The organism is Deinococcus metallilatus, assembly GCF_004758605.1.
GTDB classification, from domain to species: Bacteria; Deinococcota; Deinococci; order Deinococcales; family Deinococcaceae; genus Deinococcus; species Deinococcus metallilatus.
Window position 1 is genome coordinate 2,940,001 of the sequence record NZ_CP038512.1, and the last position, 15,251, is coordinate 2,955,251.

Sequence of the window (15,251 nt, forward strand, 5' to 3'; positions counted from 1 at the left end):
CGCCGACAAGAGCTTCGACTGGCGCAACATGAACAAGAACCTCCCGCCGGAGGTGATCACCGTGATTCAGGGCTTTTTCGCGGTGGAGCAGTACGCGCCCGACTTTACCAGCAGCCTCGTGCATCTGGTGCGGCGCTCGCATGGCCGCAGCCACTTCCAGCTCCGCTGGGGCAGCGAGGAAGAGAAGCACGCCGACGCCTGGGAAAACGCCGTGCTGTTCAGTGAGCAGCGCAGCCCCGAGTGGATCGAGGAGTACAAGGACCGCCTCAGAAGCCAGACCTGGGAACTGCCCTTCCCCGACGCGATTCACAACCTGGTCTACACCGTGTTTCAGGAGCGAGCCACCCAGCTCAACTACCTGAACATGATGAAAATCGCGCAGGGCAAGAGCGAGAAGCCGCACCTGAAGGGCGTCACCGATCCCGTGCTGGCGAAGGTAGCGCAGACCATCGCGGTGGACGAGGCGGCGCACTACAACTTCTTCCTCGAAGGCGTGCGGATGTACCTCTACTACTACCCCGAGCGCACGCTGGAAGCCATCCGGAACGTGATCACGCAGTTCTCCATGCCCGCCGCGACGCTGGTGCCCAACTGGCAGGAGTTCTACGAGACGGTCTACCGCGCCGGGATCTACGGCCCGCGTGACTTCCAGCGCGACGTGATGCAGGTCGCCTTCCGCAATCTCGGCATCGAGAGCCGCAAGGCGCTGGAAGAGGGCATCAAGAAGACCCGCGAGGTGCCCGACTTCGAGGGCGGCAACTTCAAGACCACGGCCATCTTCGACACCTTCGACTACGGCCTGGTCGAGGGCGACGTGCGCCGGTTGCACACCAAGATTCAGGAGTACGAGAAGGGCATCGGCTTCGACCTGTACGACCCCACCGAGTTCGTGGAGAACCCGGAAGTGCCCAAGAAGCCGGGGCAGGCTGCCGACGACTGAGGGCTTGCCGCTGGGGCGCGTGGCTTGTGGAGGGGGTTTCCCACGCAGGCCACGCGGCTTTTTGGGGTTGTGGGGGGAGAGGCCAGGGCTGACGTAAGTCAGAAGAAGAGGGCGTGTAGGACATTGGCTTTTCTCCCTCTCCCCTTGCGGGTGACTTGCAGAGCCGCGAAGCAGAGGGGCGGGGAGAGGGTGACAGCCGTAGGCTGCCCTCAAGACAAACCAGGCATTCGGTCATCCATTGGCCTCTCTACGCCGGGCCCGTTCACCCCCTCCCAGCCTCCCCCCTCAAGGGGGAGGGATTTTTATCGCTCTACACGTCGTTTCTTCTTTACGAGAAACTTACCTGCATCGCCCCGCCCCTTGCGGGAGACTTGCAAAGCCGCGCAGCAGAGGGCGGAGGTGAGGGGTGACAAGCGCAGCTTGCCCTCAACATCGCTGCAACGTCCAGTTTTCGATATCCCGAACCTTCCCCCACCTGTCACCAGCTACAAGCCTGCCTCCCCCTCCAGCCCGTAAATCTCCAGAAAGCGCCGCACCCGCGCCTCCAGCGTGGGCAGCGGGGCCACTTCTCCACATACCCAGTCGGGCTGGTAGTTGCGGCAGACGGCGGGGCGCGTGGTGTAGATGCCGCAGAGGCAGTCCGGGCCGAGATGCACGCAGGGGACTCCCAGGGGCTTGCCGAGCGCGTGAATGTCGGGGGCCGCGCAACACGCCCCGCACGCCGTACAGCTCCGGACGAGGGGGGAACGGGGCGGGAAGTCGGGAGGTGGGGTGAAGGGGTCCATAGGGGCAGCAGGCCGCTGTTCAGGGAAGCTAGCGCCTCCGCGCCGCGCCCTGTGTGTCCCCCACCGCCCCTACCGGAACGCCCGGGCCGCCGCAATCAGCGCGTCGTTCTCGGCGGGCGTCCCGACCGCCACGCGCAGGCAGCCCGCCAGCCCCGGCAGCCGGTCCTGGCGACGCACCACGATGCCTTGCGTGAGGAGATACTGGTAGGCGGCCTCGGCGTCGGGGGTGCGGAGCAGGTAGAAGTTCGACTGGCTGGGCAGCACCTGCCAGGTGGGATGGTCTTGCAGGGCCGCGAGGATGCGCCCGCGTTCGCGCCGGACTTCCTCCACACGTTCCAGCACGTAGCCGGGGTGTTCCAGCGCGACCTCCAGCGCCGCTTCCGCCAGCACGCCGACATTGAAGGCGGGGACCAGTTTGCGGAGGTGGGCGGCCAGCCGGGGGCTGGTCAGCGCGTACCCCAGCCGCAGGCCCGCCAGGCCCCACGCCTTGCTGAAGGTCCGCAGGCTCAGGCGGTTCTCGCCCTCCCGCACCAGATCACGGTCGTCCGTCCCGCTGTACTGGTGGTACGCCTCGTCCAGCACGACCACCCAGTCGCCCGCCGCCTCCACCACCTCGCGCACGGCGGCCCCGGTGTCCACGAAGCCGGTCGGGGCGTGGGGCTGCGTGACGTACAGCACACCGGGGGGATTCTCGCGCAGGGCGGCCTTGAGCCCTTCCACCGGCAGCGAGAAGTCGGGGTTCAGGGGCACCTGCACCAGCTTCGCGCCCAGCAGTTGCGCCTCCAGGGTGTACACGCTGAAGGTCGGGCTGACCGTCAGCACCGTCTGCCCGATGCCCGCCAGTTCGGTCAGCAGCTTGATCAGCACGTTGCTGCCCGGCGTGACGACCACACCCGCCGGGTCCCAGTCCTCGAAGGCCGCGATGCGGGCCCTGAGCCGGTCGGCGTGCAGATCGGGATAACGGTTCCAGGGCCGGGCCAGCATCCGCTCGGTCGCCAGCACCTTGAGATCGGCCGGAAAATCGTAGGGGCTCTCGTTCTGGTCGAGCTTGATGGGCACGTCGATGGGCGTGAACGGGTAGGCGGGCACGGCGCGCACGGTCCCGCGCACGCCCGCCGGGTCCGCGGCCGGGGGCTGCTGCCGGGGAACTGAAGGCTCGGTGGTCATGCGTCCGTTCTACCACCCGCTCTGGGCGCGCGCTCAAGTGTCCACGTATGCCAAACGGACGTTTGCTTGCCCCCGTGCTAGGCTGCGGCCACGCCCCGCGCGTTCCCGCCATGACGGACCCCGCTGCCCCCCCCGCCCCGCCTGCCGCCGACCTGCCCGTCAAGTCGCGCCGTGAGCAGATTCATGACGTGGCCAGCCGCCTCTTTTCCGAGCGCGGCTACCACGCGACCAGCATGCGGGACCTGGCCGGGGAGCTGGGGATGCAGGGCGGCAGCCTGTACGCCCACATCAGCAGCAAGGAAGACCTGTTGATCGAGATCGTGAACCGGGCGGCGCGGCAGTTCGACGGGGCCCTGTTCACGCTGCGGGACGATCCCCTGCCCGCCGACCAGAAGCTGCGCGAGGCCATGCAGCGCCACATCCGGGTGGTGGCCGACAACATGGAGAGCGCCACGGTCTTCTTCCACGAGTGGAAGCACCTCTCGCCGGAAGCGTATGACCGCGTGACCGCCTGGCGCGACACGATTGACCACTTTTACCGGGATCTGGTCCGGCAGGGCATCCGCGAGGGCGCTTTCCGCGCCGACCTGGACGTCAAGATGGCCGCGAACCTGATCCTCTCGGCGGTGAACTGGGCCTACACCTGGTACCGCCCCGGCGGGAACCTCACCCCGCGCGACGTGGCCGAGGGGTACGCGGACATGCTGCTGGGCGGGTTGCGCGTATCGGAAGAAGGCTGAAGCGTGAGTCACCCGACCGTCACCGTCCGTATCCGCGACGCGCTGCGGTATGCCCAGGGCCGCGCCGAGAAGCTGGGACGCACCCAGCAGCTCGAACTGGGCGAGAACCTGTTTATCCGGATCGCGCCGGGGGGGCGCAAGTTCCTGCTGTTCTGCCTGGACGGCGAGCCCGAACAGGGGACCGCGCGCGCCGTCGCGGAGGCCCTGGGATTGAAAGACCCCCAGTACGGCTGGCATCAGGGCGCGACCCTGCGCTCGCTGACGGTGACGGAAGCGGGTGCGGAAGAGGCGCCGCCGCCTTCAGAGTGAAAAGTCTCCCCTTCCCTGATTGCGGCATGAGGGCAGACTTCGAGGTCCTTGGGGCCAAGCTGAACGTCCTTTGCAAATCAGGGCCTAACGTGAGCGATATGAAAAAGGTCCTCTCTCTGCTGGCGCTGCCGCTCGCCCTGGCCTCTTGCAGCGTGTTCGGGGTCTCCAACGGGGACGTAACGGGCACCATCAGCAACGCGCCCACAAACCAGGGCACCATTCGCCTGGCCGTCCTGGGCGTCAGCTTCGGCGGCATCAGCAACACGAGCGTGAATCAGATCGCGGTGACCCCCGGCAGTGGCGGCGTCTACAGCATCAGCCTGCCTCAGAACCCCAGCGACGGCGGCTACGAGGTCATCGCCTACGCCGACACGAACAACGACGGGCAGTATGAATCGGGCGAGCCGCGCACCCAGTCCAACGGCAAGACTCTGGTCTACACCAGCAGCAATCTCGTCGGCACGTTCACGGGGCTCAGCAAGGGCTGGAACCTCGTGCAGAACGGCCAGGTCGTCAAGAGCGGCACCCCCTTCAACGGCTACGACCTGAGCTTCTGATCCCGCCCCACAAAAGACCCCACAGAGAAAGGCGGCCCACAGTGAGCCGCCTTTCTCTGTGGAGCCCCGATGTTCAGGCCTGCGGGTTCGCGCCCTCGAAGGTCTGCTTGAAGTTCTGGAGGTCGTCGGCGATCTGCTGGCTGGGTTCCTCGCCGAACAGCTTGGCGACGGCCGCGCCCAGCGCCCCGGCGGGCGGACGGTAGGACAGGGCGACGTGGACGCGGGTGCCGCCGTTGGGGAGGCTCTCGAACTGCACGCTGCCCGCGTTGTCCACGGTTGCGCCGGGGAGCGAGTGCCAGCCGATGCGCTCGCCGGGCTTGTCGTTCACGATCTCGGCTTCCCACTCGACGTGGGTGCCCAGCGGCGCCTTGGCGACCCAGCGGCTGCGGCGCTCGTCGAGGACTGTGACGCTCTCCAGGTGGCTCATGATGCGGGGCAGGTTTTCGAGGTTGCGCCAGTAGGCGTACACCAGTTGCGCTGGGCGGTCGATCACGACGCTGTGTTCCACGAAGATCGGCTTGGCCGCCGCCGCGTTGCCGCTGAGGCCCGCCGCCGCCATCACGGGATCGTTGCCGGTCGCGGCGCGGTAGGCGAGGTAGCCCCCGACCGCCGCCATCCCGAGGCCCAGCACACCGCGTTTTCTGAGGCCGAGGAGCAGCAGAGCGCCGCCCGCCGCGCCGCTGATCAGGCGGCCCTGGTCCATGCTCTTGCTGTCTTCCTTGCTGTTCGAGTTGTCCATGTTCGCGCTCATAGGTGTTCCTCCGCTCCAGGCAGTCTAGGGGCGTCTTCTCATCTTCCGGGTGAACCCTTCCCCAAGCCACATTTAAGGTGGGGCAGGGAAAGGGGCCGGTGGAAGCTCAGCCCTCCGCGTTGCGGTCCTCGCCGCTCGCGCCGATGATGTCGGCGTCACGCCCCTCGCCGGTCGGATTCAGCATCCCGCTGTTGTCCATCTGCCTGGCCGGGTCCGGGAGGTCCTCCAGACCTGAGGGGAGACTCCCCGTCTCCGCATGCTGCTGTTCGATGTGCCGGGTGGCCTGCCGGTCGGCGCGCGTGGTCCCGCCTTGCAGGCTGGGGTCGAGGTTGGTGTTCGCGTCGGGCGTGTCGCCTCCGGCCCCCATGTAGGACGCTGGCTCGGGAGTGCTGCCGGGTCTGCCTTCATCCATGATCGCGCCTCCTGTGGCTGCCCTCCATGCTTCCGCGCGGGCCTGACCCGGCGGATGTGCCCGCCTTGACCCCCTGCTCATGCAGCCGTCGCGCTAGGCTGGCGGGCATGAGTGGTGTGGCTCCTGTGGAGCGGTCAAATGGTCTGACGGTCAAACGGTCTAACGGCGGCCTCCCTCCTGGCCCTTTAGACGGTTTGACGGTTAGACCCGCCCCCAGGGCCGACCTGTGACCTCCCGCGCGCCGCAGGTCGGCCGCCTCGATTCGCTGTCGCTGGGGGCGATCCTGATCACCATCGTGTTCTGGGCGTCGGCGTTCGCGGGCATCCGTGCCGGGCTGGACGCCTTCACGCCGGGGCACCTCACGCTGTACCGCTTTCTGGTGGCGAGTGTGGCGCTGGGCGTGTACGCGGTGGCCGCGCGAATCCCGGTCCCGTCCTGGGCGGACCTGGGGAGGATCGGCCTGCTGAGCCTCTTCGGCATCACCCTGTATCACGTGTGCCTGAATTACGGCGAACTGACCGTCCCCGCCGGGACCGCCAGCCTGATCATCGCGGCGGGGCCGGTGATCACGGCGCTGCTGGCGACGCGCTTCGCGGGCGAGCGGCTGAACGCGCTGGGCTGGCTGGGCACCCTGATCAGCCTGGGCGGCGTGGCCCTGATCGTACTGGGGCGCGGCGAGAGCCTGGACTTCACGCGGGGGGCGCTGCTGATCCTGGCGGCGGCACTCTTTACCAGCATCTACTTCGTGTTCCAGCGGCCCCTGCTCTCCAGGATGAATCCGCTGCACTTCACGGTCTGGAGCCTGCTCGCGGGCACGGTGCCGCTGCTGGTCTTCCTGCCGGGGTTCGGGACCGAACTCGCGCGGGCGCCGCTTTCCGCGCACCTCGCCGTCATCTATATCGGCCTCTTTCCGGCGGCGCTGGCGTACCTGACCTGGACCTTCGCCCTGGCGCGGGTGGGGGCCGGGACCGCCACCTCCTTCCTGTACGTCTCGCCGGTCTTCGCCATCCTGATCGCGTGGCTGTGGCTGGGGGAACTGCCCACCCTGCTGACGGTGGTGGGCGGCGCGGTCGCCATCGCGGGCGTCATTCTGGTCAACACGCGGGGACGGCCCCGGGCATGAGGGGCACGCGATGAGTTCGCCCGAAGCGGGCGAGATCGCCATCCAGCTCACGGACGTGACCGTGCGGCTGGGCGGCCAGACGGTGATGGAGGACGTGAATCTGACGGTGCCGCACGGCGAGTTCCTGGCGGTGATCGGCCCCTCGGGGGGTGGCAAGAGCACGCTGCTGCGGGTGCTGGCCGGGCTGCTGCGCCCGCAGGAGGGGACCGTTTACGTCGCCTCGCCCCCCGCGCTGATGTTTCAGGACAACCGGCTGCTGCCCTGGCGCACGGCGCTGCGAAACGTGGGGCTGCCGCGCGACCTGGGCGCAGGGGGCGGCCTGGCCCCCCGCGAGGCGCTGCATATGGTGGGGCTGGACGCCTATGCGGACTACTACCCCGCGCAGCTCTCCGGCGGGATGCGGGCGCGGGTGGCGCTGGCCCGCGCGCTGGCGCAGAGCCACGACGTGCTGCTGCTGGACGAACCGTTCTCGGCGCTCGACGCCCTGGTACGCGAACGCTTCAACGCCGAACTGCGCCACCTGCACGACAAGACCGGGCGCACGACCATCCTGGTCACGCATTCCATCCGCGAGGCGGTCTGGCTGGCCGACCGGGTGGCGGTACTGCGCGGCGGGCACATCGTGGAGGTGCTGGACACGCGCGGCGCGGGGCGCGTCACGGCCTACACGGACGGTCTGGAAGCCGAGCTGCGCGCGCTGCTGGGCACCGGGGACAGCACCCGCGTCGTGGTGGAGCCGCGCGCCCGCCCGTATCTGGGCTGGCTGGCCCCCGCCTCCGCCGTGATCGCGGGCCTGCTGCTGTGGGAGGTGGGGGCGCGGGCGCTGCATCAGCCCTTCCTCCTGCCCGGCCCGGCACAGGTCTGGGCGGAGTTGAGCCGCAGCCCGGGCGAATTCGCGCAGGCGACCTGGGGCACGGCCCGCGTCGCGCTGCTGGGGGCCCTCCTGGGCTCGCTGGCGGGGGCGCTGATCGGCTATCCCCTCGCCAAGTCGCGGGCGCTGGAACGCTTCCTGAGTCCCTTCGTCGTCGCGTCGCAGAGTGCGCCTATCGTGGTGCTGGCGCCGCTGCTGATCACCTGGTTCGGCTTCGGCACCGTCCCCGCCGTGCTGGTGAGCGCCCTCTCGGCCCTCTATCCCGTCATGGTCGCCACCATCGTCGGCGTGCGCGAGGTGCCCGCCACCAGCTACGAACTCTTCTCCACCCTGCGGGCCACGCCCTGGCAGCGGCTCACCCGGCTGGAACTGCCCTCCGCCCTCCCGGTGATGCTGGGCGGATTGAGGCTGGCCCTCAGCCTCGCGCTGATCGGCGCCGTCGTGTGGGAGTTCGTGAGCAACCAGAAACCCGGCCTGGGCTTTCTGGTCAACCAGGCCCGCGCCTACTACAACACCCCCCGCCAGTTCGCGGCCATCGCCCTGCTGATCGGGCTGGGCGTGCTGCTGTACCTGGCGGTGACGGCGCTGGAACGGCGGGTGTTGCGGCACCGCAGGCAGGTGTAGGACGGGGGAAAGGCTCTTTTCCCGCGCACCGCGTCCCGCCGACCGCGTACCCTGACGCTCATGGACAGACCAGTCGTCTGCGTGGGCGCACTCGTATGGGGACCGGACGGGCGCGTCTTGCTCGCCCGCACGACGAAATGGCGCGGGTTGTGGGGCGTGCCCGGCGGCAAGGTGGACTGGGGCGAGACGCTCTCGGACGCGGTGCGGCGCGAGTTCCGCGAGGAGACGGGTCTCACGCTCTCGGACGTGCGCTACGCCCAGACGCAGGAGGCCGTGCTGAGCGGGGAGTTCCACAAGCCCGCCCACCTGCTGCTGGTGGACTTCTTCGCGCGGACGGACACGCACGAGATCACGCCCAACGAGGAAATCGCGGAATGGGTCTGGGTGCCGCTGACGGAGGCCGTCCATTACCCGCTGAACACGGTCACGCGCACGCTGGTCGAACTCGCCCTGAACGTGGAGGCACGGGGCCGGGGAGAGGCGTGACGGGCGGCGGGAAAGGTACGGCGCTGGTGACGGGGGCAGCGCGCGGCATCGGGCGGGCGCTGGCCGTCGCGCTGGCCGCCGAGGGCTATGCCGTCGCCGTGCATTACCGGGGCAGCCAGGCGGACGCGCGGGAAACAGCCCGGTTGTGCGGGGAAAAGGGCGTCCAGACGACCACCCTCCAGGCCGACGTGACCGACCCCGCCCAGGCCCGGCGGCTGGTGCGGGAGGCACACGCGGCCTTCCCCGGCTCGCCCCTCGCCGTCCTGGTGAACAACGTCGGAAACTACGTGCATAAGCCGCTGCTGGAGACGACCGATGCCGAGTGGTCGGAGATGCTCGCCAGCAACCTCACCGCGACCTTCACCACCTGCCAGGAAGCGGCGCCGCTGATGCAGGCGGCGGGGTTCGGACGGATCGTGAACCTGGGGTACGCCGGGGCGCGGTACCTGATCGCGCGGCCCGGCATCGTGCCCTACACCATCGCCAAGGCGGGCGTCTTGCAGCTTTCGCACGCGCTGGGCAAGCTTCTGGCGGGCACCGGCGTCAGCGTGAACGTGGTCAGCCCCGGCGTGATCGAAACCAGCGTCAGCCAGCCCCTGCGCGAGATTCCCGCCGGGCGCGTCGGCACGGTGGCTGAACTGGTGGACGCCGCGCTGTACTTCGTGCGCGCCAGCGACTACGTGACCGGGCAGGAACTGGAGGTGGCGGGCGGCTGGAATCTGTGACGCCCAAAAGGAACCGCCGTCAGTCTGGATTGCCGACGGCGGCCCCGGAAGTCGGAAGGATCAACGGGCGGGCGTAACCTTGAGGTTCAGCACGGCGTTCTGGCTGCGCGGCAGTTCCTGCGCCTTGTTGCTGCTGTACAGCAGGCGGCCGTTCGGTCCCGTGACGCGGACGGTCACGGCGTAGACGCGGCGCGGGTTCATGCGGGCTGGGTTGTACTGGAACTGGTAGGGCGTGGAGAGGCGCGTGGAGGGGAAGCTGACCGTCAGCCGGGTGGTGCCGGGCGCATTCAGCCGGGTCACGTCCTCGATGTTGAGGGTCACGGTGCTGCCCGAGGGCAGCCGCACCTCGTTGGGGGCCGAGATGCGGCCACTCACGACCCGCCACCCGGCGGGCACATCGGTCAGGCTGGGCATGGGGGCCGACGTGTTGGTGGACGTGCTGGTGGTCGTCCGGGTGATGGTGATGCTCTGGGCGGAAGCGGGCGTGGCGAGCAGAGCCGCCAGCAGCAGCGCAGCGAATCGTTTCATGACTTCACGCTAGGGCGGCGCCTCGTCAGGTACGACGAGAACACGTGCAGACTTTCTTCACGTTCCCGCCTGCCCCCTGATGCCCCCACGCGGCCCGTGTTCCAATGGTCCCCGATGACCGCCGCCCCACCCGACGCACCTTTCCAGCCCCTGACCGACCACGCCGGGGCGCTGGCGTGGCTGGCGCGTGACCCGGTGCTGGCTGAGGTCCTGGCCCGCGCCCAGCCCCTCCCCGTGCTGACGCCCACCCCGGACCCCTTCGGTACCCTGATCAGGAGCGTGGTGGGGCAGCAGCTCTCCACGAAGGCGGCCGCCAGCATTCATGCCCGTGTGGAGGGCGCGCTGGGTGGCGTGGCCCCCGAACCGCTGCTGCGCGCCGCCCCGGAGGACCTGCGCGCGCTGGGACTGTCCTGGGCCAAGGTCCGCACGGTGCGCGCCCTGGCAGACGCGGCGCTCTCAGGCCAGGTGGATTTCGCCCACCTGGCGGCATTGCTGGACGAAGAGGTCATCACGGCGCTCACGCCTCTGCCCGGCATCGGGCGCTGGACCGTGGAGATGTTCCTGATGTTCGGCCTCGCGCGGCCCGACGTGTTCAGTTTCGGGGACCTGGTGCTGCGGCAGGGCCTCCTCCGCCTGTACCCGGACCTTGCCCCCGGCCCGACACAGGCGGAACGGGTGGCGTCGTGGTCGCCTTACCGCACGCTGGCGGCCCGGACGCTGTGGGCGGAAGCCGCACGGCTGCGGCAGGGGGCAGGCGGCCTCTCTCCCAGTGACCCGCTCTGAGCGGCTGTTTGAAAGGGTCACCATGACCCGTCCACGCCCTGAGTCTGCTCAAAGCTGAGGCCCCCTGGCTTTTCAAGACATAGGACTGACGTGGAACGCTGGCTTGGAATATCGGGGAGTTGAGGGAACGTGGTGCTGGGACGGCAGGCACGTTCACCCCCTCTCCTGCGGAGCTGTACCAGTCCCAATCTCCCCCCTCAAGGGGGAGGAGCTAAAAATACTGTCACGCACGGATTCGTCTTCCGCCCCGAACTCTGGAGGAGACGCCTGATCTCAACGCGGTCCGGGCAGGAATCGTCACCGCGCCAAGCTTCCAACCTGCCCTGCATCCGCCCCCACGCCTTACTCCTCCAGGTAGCGTTTCAGGACATCCAGGCGCACGACCAGCGGTGTGCGGGCGCGGCTGATCGCCCCCTCCTGCTTGAGCTTTCCGAGGGAGTGGCTGACGGTTTCGCGGGTGGCCCCCACCATCCGCGCGATGTCCTCCTGATTCAGCTTGAGGGCCAGTTCCACGCCCTGCGGGTGGGGTCGGCCGAACTCGCGGGCCAGGCGGTAGAGCAGGCTGGCGACGCGCTCGGGGGCGCTGTAGGCACTGACGGTGGCGGTCCACGACTGCGCCTCGAACAGCCGGGCGGCCATCAGGCGGATCAGCTTCATGGCGAGGGCGGGTTTGGTGTCCAGCAGCTTTTGCAGTTCGGCCCGCGGCAGCACGATCAGGGTGGTGCGTTCCAGGGCTTCGGCCTGGGTGGGGCGGCGCTCTTCCGGTTGCAGCAGCAGCTCACCGAAGGTGTCGTGCTGGCCGACCACGCCGAGAATCGCTTCCTTGCCGTTGGGAAAGAGCTTGCTGATCTTGATCAGCCCGCTCCGCACGAAGTAGAGGGCGTCCGCCGGGTCGTCCATGCGGTAGATCACCTCGCCCGGCCCGTAGGAGCGGTAGGGCGTCGAGGCGGCCACCCGTTCCAGTTCGGCCAGCTCAAGGTCCGCGAACAGCTCCGTCCGCTTGAGGTGCCAGACCAGGCTAGGGTAATTCATGGTTCTGCCCAGGATACCCGAAACGGCCGCGAATCGCCCGGCAGCGCGGCGGTGATGCAGGGCGCCCGCAAAGTAGCAAGGTTCGCCCAGTCCGGTTTAACCCCTCTGCTGCGCAGCTCTGCGAGTTCGGCCCTTCGGCCCACCTCCCCTCAAGACGCCTGATGCGCATTACAGGGCTGGCAGATAGGACAAGCAGGAGTGTTTTTCTCATGTGGGACGAGGGCAAGCTGGCGCTTGCTACCCCTCTCCCCGGCCCTCCGCTTCGCGGCTCTGCGAGTCACCCGCAAGGGGAGAGGGAGAAAAAAGTCCATTCCAGACAGCAACTTTCTATTGCACATCAGGCGCTCAAGGGGCACAGATTGAGCTTCCGAGAGGGCCAAGGGCGTCCCCGGCTCCCCCCCTGGGGAGCTGTCAGCAAAGCTGACTGAGGGGTTACCGGGGCGCGCACTTCCAAAACCCGACGTTGCGGTGGCCCTGGACGGTGATGCGGCACACGTGACTTTTGCCCCCCCAAGTTTTAGACTCGGTACAATCAACAATGCTGGGTGCCGTCCTCAAAGGAGCGGACCCCCGCGAGGAGGAGACGAGAGACATGCCCCAGTACAGAGCACCCCTGCGCGACATCAAGTTCCTGATGCACGAGCTTCTCGGCGCCCCCCAGGTCCTGGGCGGCCTGCCCTTCTACGCCCAGAACGAAACCGCCGACGCTGACCTGATGACCCAGGTGCTGGAGGAAGGCGCCCGCTTCGTCGAAACCGAGCTGGTGCCGCTCAACCAGATCGGGGACCAGGAAGGCTGCACCCGGCACGAGGACGGCAGCGTGACCACGCCCACCGGCTTCAAGGCGGCCTACGACAAGTACCGCCAGGCGGGCTGGACCGCCCTCGACGCCGACCCCGCCTACGGCGGCCAGGGGATGCCTCACCTCGTCAGCACGGTCATGAGCGAGATGATCACCAGTGCCAACGTGGCCTGGGGCATGTATCCCGGCCTCTCGCACGGCGCGTACTCGGCGCTGCACGCGGTCGGCAGCGAGGAGCTGAAGAACACCTACCTCCCGAAGATCGTCAGCGGCGAGTGGACCGGGACGATGTGCCTCACCGAGCCGCACGCGGGCACCGACCTGGGCATCATCCGCACCCGGGCGACCGATAACGGCGACGGCAGCTACAGCATCACCGGCACCAAGATCTTCATCAGCGCGGGGGAGCACGACCTGGCGGACAACATCGTCCACCTCGTGCTGGCGCGGCTGGAAGGCAGTCCGATGGGGACGAAGGGCATTTCGCTCTTCCTGGTGCCCAAGTTCCTGCCCAATGCCGACGGCACACCCGGCGAGCGCAACGGCGTGATGTGCGGGTCCCTGGAACACAAGATGGGGATTCACGGCAACGCGACCGCCGTGCTGAACTTCGACGGCGCGAAGGGCTACCTTGTCGGCGAGATCAACAAGGGCATGAACCACATGTTCATCATGATGAACGCCGCCCGCCTGGGGACCGGCCTCCAGGGCCTCGGCCTCGGGGAAGTGGCGTACCAGAATGCCCTGGCCTACGCCAAGGACCGCCTCCAGATGCGGCACGAGCCGCGCGTGGACCCCGCCGAACCCGCCGACCCGATCATCGTCCATCCCGACGTGCGCCGGATGCTGCTGACTGGCAAGGCATACACGGAAGCGGGCCGCGCGCTGGCGATGTGGCTGGCGCTGAGCATCGACATCGAGCACCACCACCCCGATGAGGCGCAGCGCAAGGAAGCGGCCGATCTGGTCGCGCTGCTGACGCCAGTCGCCAAGGCCTTCATGACCGACAACGGCTTCCAGACGGCCGTGCTGAGTCAGCAGGTCTACGGCGGGCACGGCTACATCCGCGAGTGGGGCATGGAGCAGTTCGTGCGTGACGCCCGCATCGGCCAGATTTACGAGGGCACCAATGGCATCCAGTCCCTCGACCTGCTGGGCCGCAAGGTGCTGATGGACGGCGGCAAGAAGCTCCAGAAGCTCGCCGGAATGCTTCAGCAGTTCGTGGAGGAGAACGCGGAAGACGAGCATCTCGCTCCCTACCTCGACCAACTCGGCAAGGCCGCGAACCAGCTCGGCACGCTCACCATGGTGATCGGCCAGAAGGCGATGCAGGGGCCGGAAGGGGCGGACGAGGTGAACGCCGCCGCCGTGGACTACCTGCGGTACTTCGGGCACGTCGTGTACGGCTACCTGTGGGCCAGGATGGCGAAGATCGCGCAGGAGAAGATCGACGCCGGGCAGGACAAGGACGGCTTCTATCTCAGCAAGGTGCAGACGGCGAAGTTCTACTTCACCAAGCTGTTCCCCGAGACCAAGATGCTCGCCGCGACCATCAAGGCCGGAAACGAGCCGCTCACGGTGGACGACCGCGCGGTGTTCGGGCTGGAGAAGAATCTGGTCGGGGCGTAAAGACTCGCTGCCTGGAGAGAAAGTCCCCGCCGAGAGTGACAGGCGGGGGCTTTCTGCTCAGGACTGACGCGAAACTCTGATTGGGAACATCGGGGAGTTGAGAGAAAGTGGCACTGGAACGCTCTGCCCGTTCACCCCCTCTCCTGCGGAGCTTTGCAAGTCCCAGCCTCCCCCCTCAAGGGGGAGGAGAAAAATAGCGTCCCACACGCTTTCCTCTTCCCAATCGCGTAAGTCCTATGCTGTTTGCGCGGTCAGGCGGTCGGAGCACCCAGGAAGGAATCGGTACGGCGGGAAATCCCCCGAAAGTTTTCCGCCTCGGCACCGGGCACCCCCTGAAAAGCCAGGACAGCGACCGTGCAGGGCTGTCCTCCCTCGCGGATGCCCTCGGCGGCCTCGTCCAGCAGCGCACTCATGGCGCGGGCAAGCCGCTGGTAGCGTTCCGGCGTCAGCCTGAGCGTCAGCGCGTCGAGGTGCGTGGGGTAGGGCTCGGCGGCGGGGGCGTCCGGCAGGGGCTGGGGCCGGGCGGGGTGCTCGCGGTCGCCAAAGCCGTACACGTCCTCCTCTCCGGTGTGCATCCGGCCCCACGAGCGTTCGTAGGCGTGCAGGAAGGCCGCTGAGAGGTCACGCAAATCGGCGGTCCCGTTGCCTCCCTCCTCACCCGGAGGCAGGAGGTCCGAGGGCACCCGGAACTCGGGCGCGGCGAGTTGATAGAACACCTTCCCGCCCTCGCGTTTCGCCTCGAACAGCAGGCCCAGGTCCGCCAGCTTGCGGGCGTGGTGGTGGGCGAGGTTGGCGGCCATGTCCAGCCGCGGGGCGACCTCGCTGGGCGAACGGGGCTGGAGGAACTGCCCCAGGAAACTCGTGTTCTGCCGCAGCGCGCGGGCCACCGCCGGGTCGGTCACGCGCACCACCTCCTGCTGCGTCTGTGTCATGCCCTCAGCGTGGCAGACTGCGTTTCAGCGGGCCAGGTCCGACGCTGAAAGCCTG

At 68.2% G+C, this 15,251-nt stretch carries 17 protein-coding genes (1 of these 17 running past the window's edge); 10 read left to right on the forward strand and 7 right to left on the reverse strand.

All coding sequences use genetic code 11. The annotated features are described in order from the left end of the window. Window positions 1-940 carry the 3' portion of an acyl-ACP desaturase gene (locus E5F05_RS20395; protein WP_129120479.1) on the forward strand. Its footprint begins 155 nt before the window's first position, so 940 of the gene's 1,095 nt are visible here — the last part of the coding sequence; the start codon falls outside the window, past its left edge; its stop codon occupies window positions 938-940. 485 nt (window positions 941-1,425) lie between these two features. On the opposite strand, the gene E5F05_RS20400 is transcribed toward E5F05_RS20395, so the two are convergent. Next, window positions 1,426-1,725, reverse strand: a complete 300-nt coding sequence (locus tag E5F05_RS20400) for a YkgJ family cysteine cluster protein (RefSeq protein WP_129120480.1) — start codon at window positions 1,723-1,725, stop codon at window positions 1,426-1,428. A gap of 69 nt (window positions 1,726-1,794) precedes the next feature. Further along, window positions 1,795-2,892, reverse strand: coding sequence for a pyridoxal phosphate-dependent aminotransferase (locus tag E5F05_RS20405; protein WP_129120481.1), 1,098 nt, complete (start codon window positions 2,890-2,892; stop codon window positions 1,795-1,797). Between the two features lie 110 nt (window positions 2,893-3,002). Between E5F05_RS20405 and E5F05_RS20410 the strand changes: the two genes are divergently transcribed. The 3 genes from E5F05_RS20410 (at window position 3,003) to E5F05_RS20420 (ending at window position 4,498) form a co-directional block, all read left to right on the forward strand. Next, the gene (locus tag E5F05_RS20410; RefSeq protein WP_129120482.1) at window positions 3,003-3,632 is read left to right on the forward strand and encodes a TetR/AcrR family transcriptional regulator; all 630 of its coding nucleotides are present in this window, start codon (window positions 3,003-3,005) and stop codon (window positions 3,630-3,632) included. 3 nt (window positions 3,633-3,635) lie between these two features. After that, window positions 3,636-3,941 carry a hypothetical protein gene (locus E5F05_RS20415; RefSeq protein ID WP_129120483.1) on the forward strand — a complete coding sequence of 102 codons (306 nt, stop codon included), beginning with the start codon at window positions 3,636-3,638 and terminating at the stop codon, window positions 3,939-3,941. Window positions 3,942-4,039: 98 nt separating this feature from the next. Then, window positions 4,040-4,498 (forward strand): hypothetical protein, encoded by a 459-nt coding sequence (locus E5F05_RS20420; RefSeq protein WP_129120484.1) that lies wholly within the window; start codon window positions 4,040-4,042, stop codon window positions 4,496-4,498. 73 nt (window positions 4,499-4,571) lie between these two features. Here the strand turns inward: E5F05_RS20420 and E5F05_RS20425 are convergent, their stop codons facing one another. Together E5F05_RS20425 and E5F05_RS20430 are read right to left on the reverse strand one after the other, a co-directional pair. Continuing rightward, window positions 4,572-5,249 (reverse strand): SRPBCC family protein, encoded by a 678-nt coding sequence (locus E5F05_RS20425; protein ID WP_129120485.1) that lies wholly within the window; start codon window positions 5,247-5,249, stop codon window positions 4,572-4,574. Between the two features lie 106 nt (window positions 5,250-5,355). Beyond that, complete coding sequence (locus tag E5F05_RS20430) at window positions 5,356-5,661, reverse strand: hypothetical protein (protein ID WP_129120486.1); 306 nt, start codon at window positions 5,659-5,661, stop codon at window positions 5,356-5,358. 226 nt (window positions 5,662-5,887) lie between these two features. On the opposite strand from E5F05_RS20430, the gene E5F05_RS20435 reads away from it, so the two are divergent. From E5F05_RS20435 to tmpR, 4 genes are read left to right on the forward strand one after another with little or no spacing between them, the layout of a single operon-like run. Then, the gene (locus E5F05_RS20435; protein ID WP_129120487.1) at window positions 5,888-6,784 is read left to right on the forward strand and encodes a DMT family transporter; all 897 of its coding nucleotides are present in this window, start codon (window positions 5,888-5,890) and stop codon (window positions 6,782-6,784) included. 10 nt (window positions 6,785-6,794) lie between these two features. Next, complete coding sequence (locus tag E5F05_RS20440) at window positions 6,795-8,279, forward strand: ABC transporter permease subunit (RefSeq protein WP_129120488.1); 1,485 nt, start codon at window positions 6,795-6,797, stop codon at window positions 8,277-8,279. 60 nt (window positions 8,280-8,339) lie between these two features. Then, window positions 8,340-8,765, forward strand: coding sequence for an NUDIX domain-containing protein (locus E5F05_RS20445; RefSeq protein WP_129120489.1), 426 nt, complete (start codon window positions 8,340-8,342; stop codon window positions 8,763-8,765). Next, window positions 8,762-9,490, forward strand: coding sequence for a bifunctional dihydropteridine reductase/dihydrofolate reductase TmpR (gene tmpR / locus E5F05_RS20450; RefSeq protein ID WP_241687252.1), 729 nt, complete (start codon window positions 8,762-8,764; stop codon window positions 9,488-9,490). Before E5F05_RS20445 ends, tmpR begins: the two co-directional genes overlap by 4 nt. A gap of 60 nt (window positions 9,491-9,550) precedes the next feature. Here tmpR and E5F05_RS20455 read toward each other — a convergent pair whose 3' ends face one another. Then, window positions 9,551-10,018 (reverse strand): YbaY family lipoprotein, encoded by a 468-nt coding sequence (locus E5F05_RS20455; RefSeq protein ID WP_129120490.1) that lies wholly within the window; start codon window positions 10,016-10,018, stop codon window positions 9,551-9,553. Between the two features lie 114 nt (window positions 10,019-10,132). Here E5F05_RS20455 and E5F05_RS20460 point away from each other — a divergent pair, with 114 nt between their 5' ends. Further along, complete coding sequence (locus tag E5F05_RS20460; RefSeq protein ID WP_129120491.1) at window positions 10,133-10,801, forward strand: DNA-3-methyladenine glycosylase family protein; 669 nt, start codon at window positions 10,133-10,135, stop codon at window positions 10,799-10,801. Window positions 10,802-11,143: 342 nt separating this feature from the next. Here the strand turns inward: E5F05_RS20460 and E5F05_RS20465 are convergent, their stop codons facing one another. Further along, window positions 11,144-11,833, reverse strand: a complete 690-nt coding sequence (locus tag E5F05_RS20465; protein WP_129120492.1) for a Crp/Fnr family transcriptional regulator — start codon at window positions 11,831-11,833, stop codon at window positions 11,144-11,146. A gap of 592 nt (window positions 11,834-12,425) precedes the next feature. On the opposite strand from E5F05_RS20465, the gene E5F05_RS20470 reads away from it, so the two are divergent. Beyond that, a complete protein-coding gene (locus tag E5F05_RS20470; RefSeq protein ID WP_129120493.1) occupies window positions 12,426-14,264 on the forward strand; it encodes an acyl-CoA dehydrogenase C-terminal domain-containing protein in 1,839 nt (612 codons plus the stop codon). Between the two features lie 251 nt (window positions 14,265-14,515). Here the strand turns inward: E5F05_RS20470 and E5F05_RS20475 are convergent, their stop codons facing one another. Beyond that, entirely contained in the window at window positions 14,516-15,196 is a 681-nt protein-coding gene (locus E5F05_RS20475) for a winged helix-turn-helix domain-containing protein (protein ID WP_129120494.1), read from the reverse strand. Window positions 15,197-15,251: the final 55 nt, after the last annotated feature.

Coding starts and splice junctions, on each gene's coding strand:
- E5F05_RS20400 (WP_129120480.1), bottom strand. CDS start 1,725: ATGGACCCCTTCACCCCACCTCCCGACTTCCCGCCCCGTTCCCCCCTC.
- E5F05_RS20405 (WP_129120481.1), bottom strand. CDS start 2,892: ATGACCACCGAGCCTTCAGTTCCCCGGCAGCAGCCCCCGGCCGCGGAC.
- E5F05_RS20410 (WP_129120482.1), top strand. CDS start 3,003: ATGACGGACCCCGCTGCCCCCCCCGCCCCGCCTGCCGCCGACCTGCCC.
- E5F05_RS20420 (WP_129120484.1), top strand. CDS start 4,040: ATGAAAAAGGTCCTCTCTCTGCTGGCGCTGCCGCTCGCCCTGGCCTCT.
- E5F05_RS20425 (WP_129120485.1), bottom strand. CDS start 5,249: ATGAGCGCGAACATGGACAACTCGAACAGCAAGGAAGACAGCAAGAGC.
- E5F05_RS20430 (WP_129120486.1), bottom strand. CDS start 5,661: ATGGATGAAGGCAGACCCGGCAGCACTCCCGAGCCAGCGTCCTACATG.
- E5F05_RS20440 (WP_129120488.1), top strand. CDS start 6,795: ATGAGTTCGCCCGAAGCGGGCGAGATCGCCATCCAGCTCACGGACGTG.
- E5F05_RS20445 (WP_129120489.1), top strand. CDS start 8,340: ATGGACAGACCAGTCGTCTGCGTGGGCGCACTCGTATGGGGACCGGAC.
- E5F05_RS20455 (WP_129120490.1), bottom strand. CDS start 10,018: ATGAAACGATTCGCTGCGCTGCTGCTGGCGGCTCTGCTCGCCACGCCC.
- E5F05_RS20460 (WP_129120491.1), top strand. CDS start 10,133: ATGACCGCCGCCCCACCCGACGCACCTTTCCAGCCCCTGACCGACCAC.
- E5F05_RS20465 (WP_129120492.1), bottom strand. CDS start 11,833: ATGAATTACCCTAGCCTGGTCTGGCACCTCAAGCGGACGGAGCTGTTC.
- E5F05_RS20470 (WP_129120493.1), top strand. CDS start 12,426: ATGCCCCAGTACAGAGCACCCCTGCGCGACATCAAGTTCCTGATGCAC.
- E5F05_RS20475 (WP_129120494.1), bottom strand. CDS start 15,196: ATGACACAGACGCAGCAGGAGGTGGTGCGCGTGACCGACCCGGCGGTG.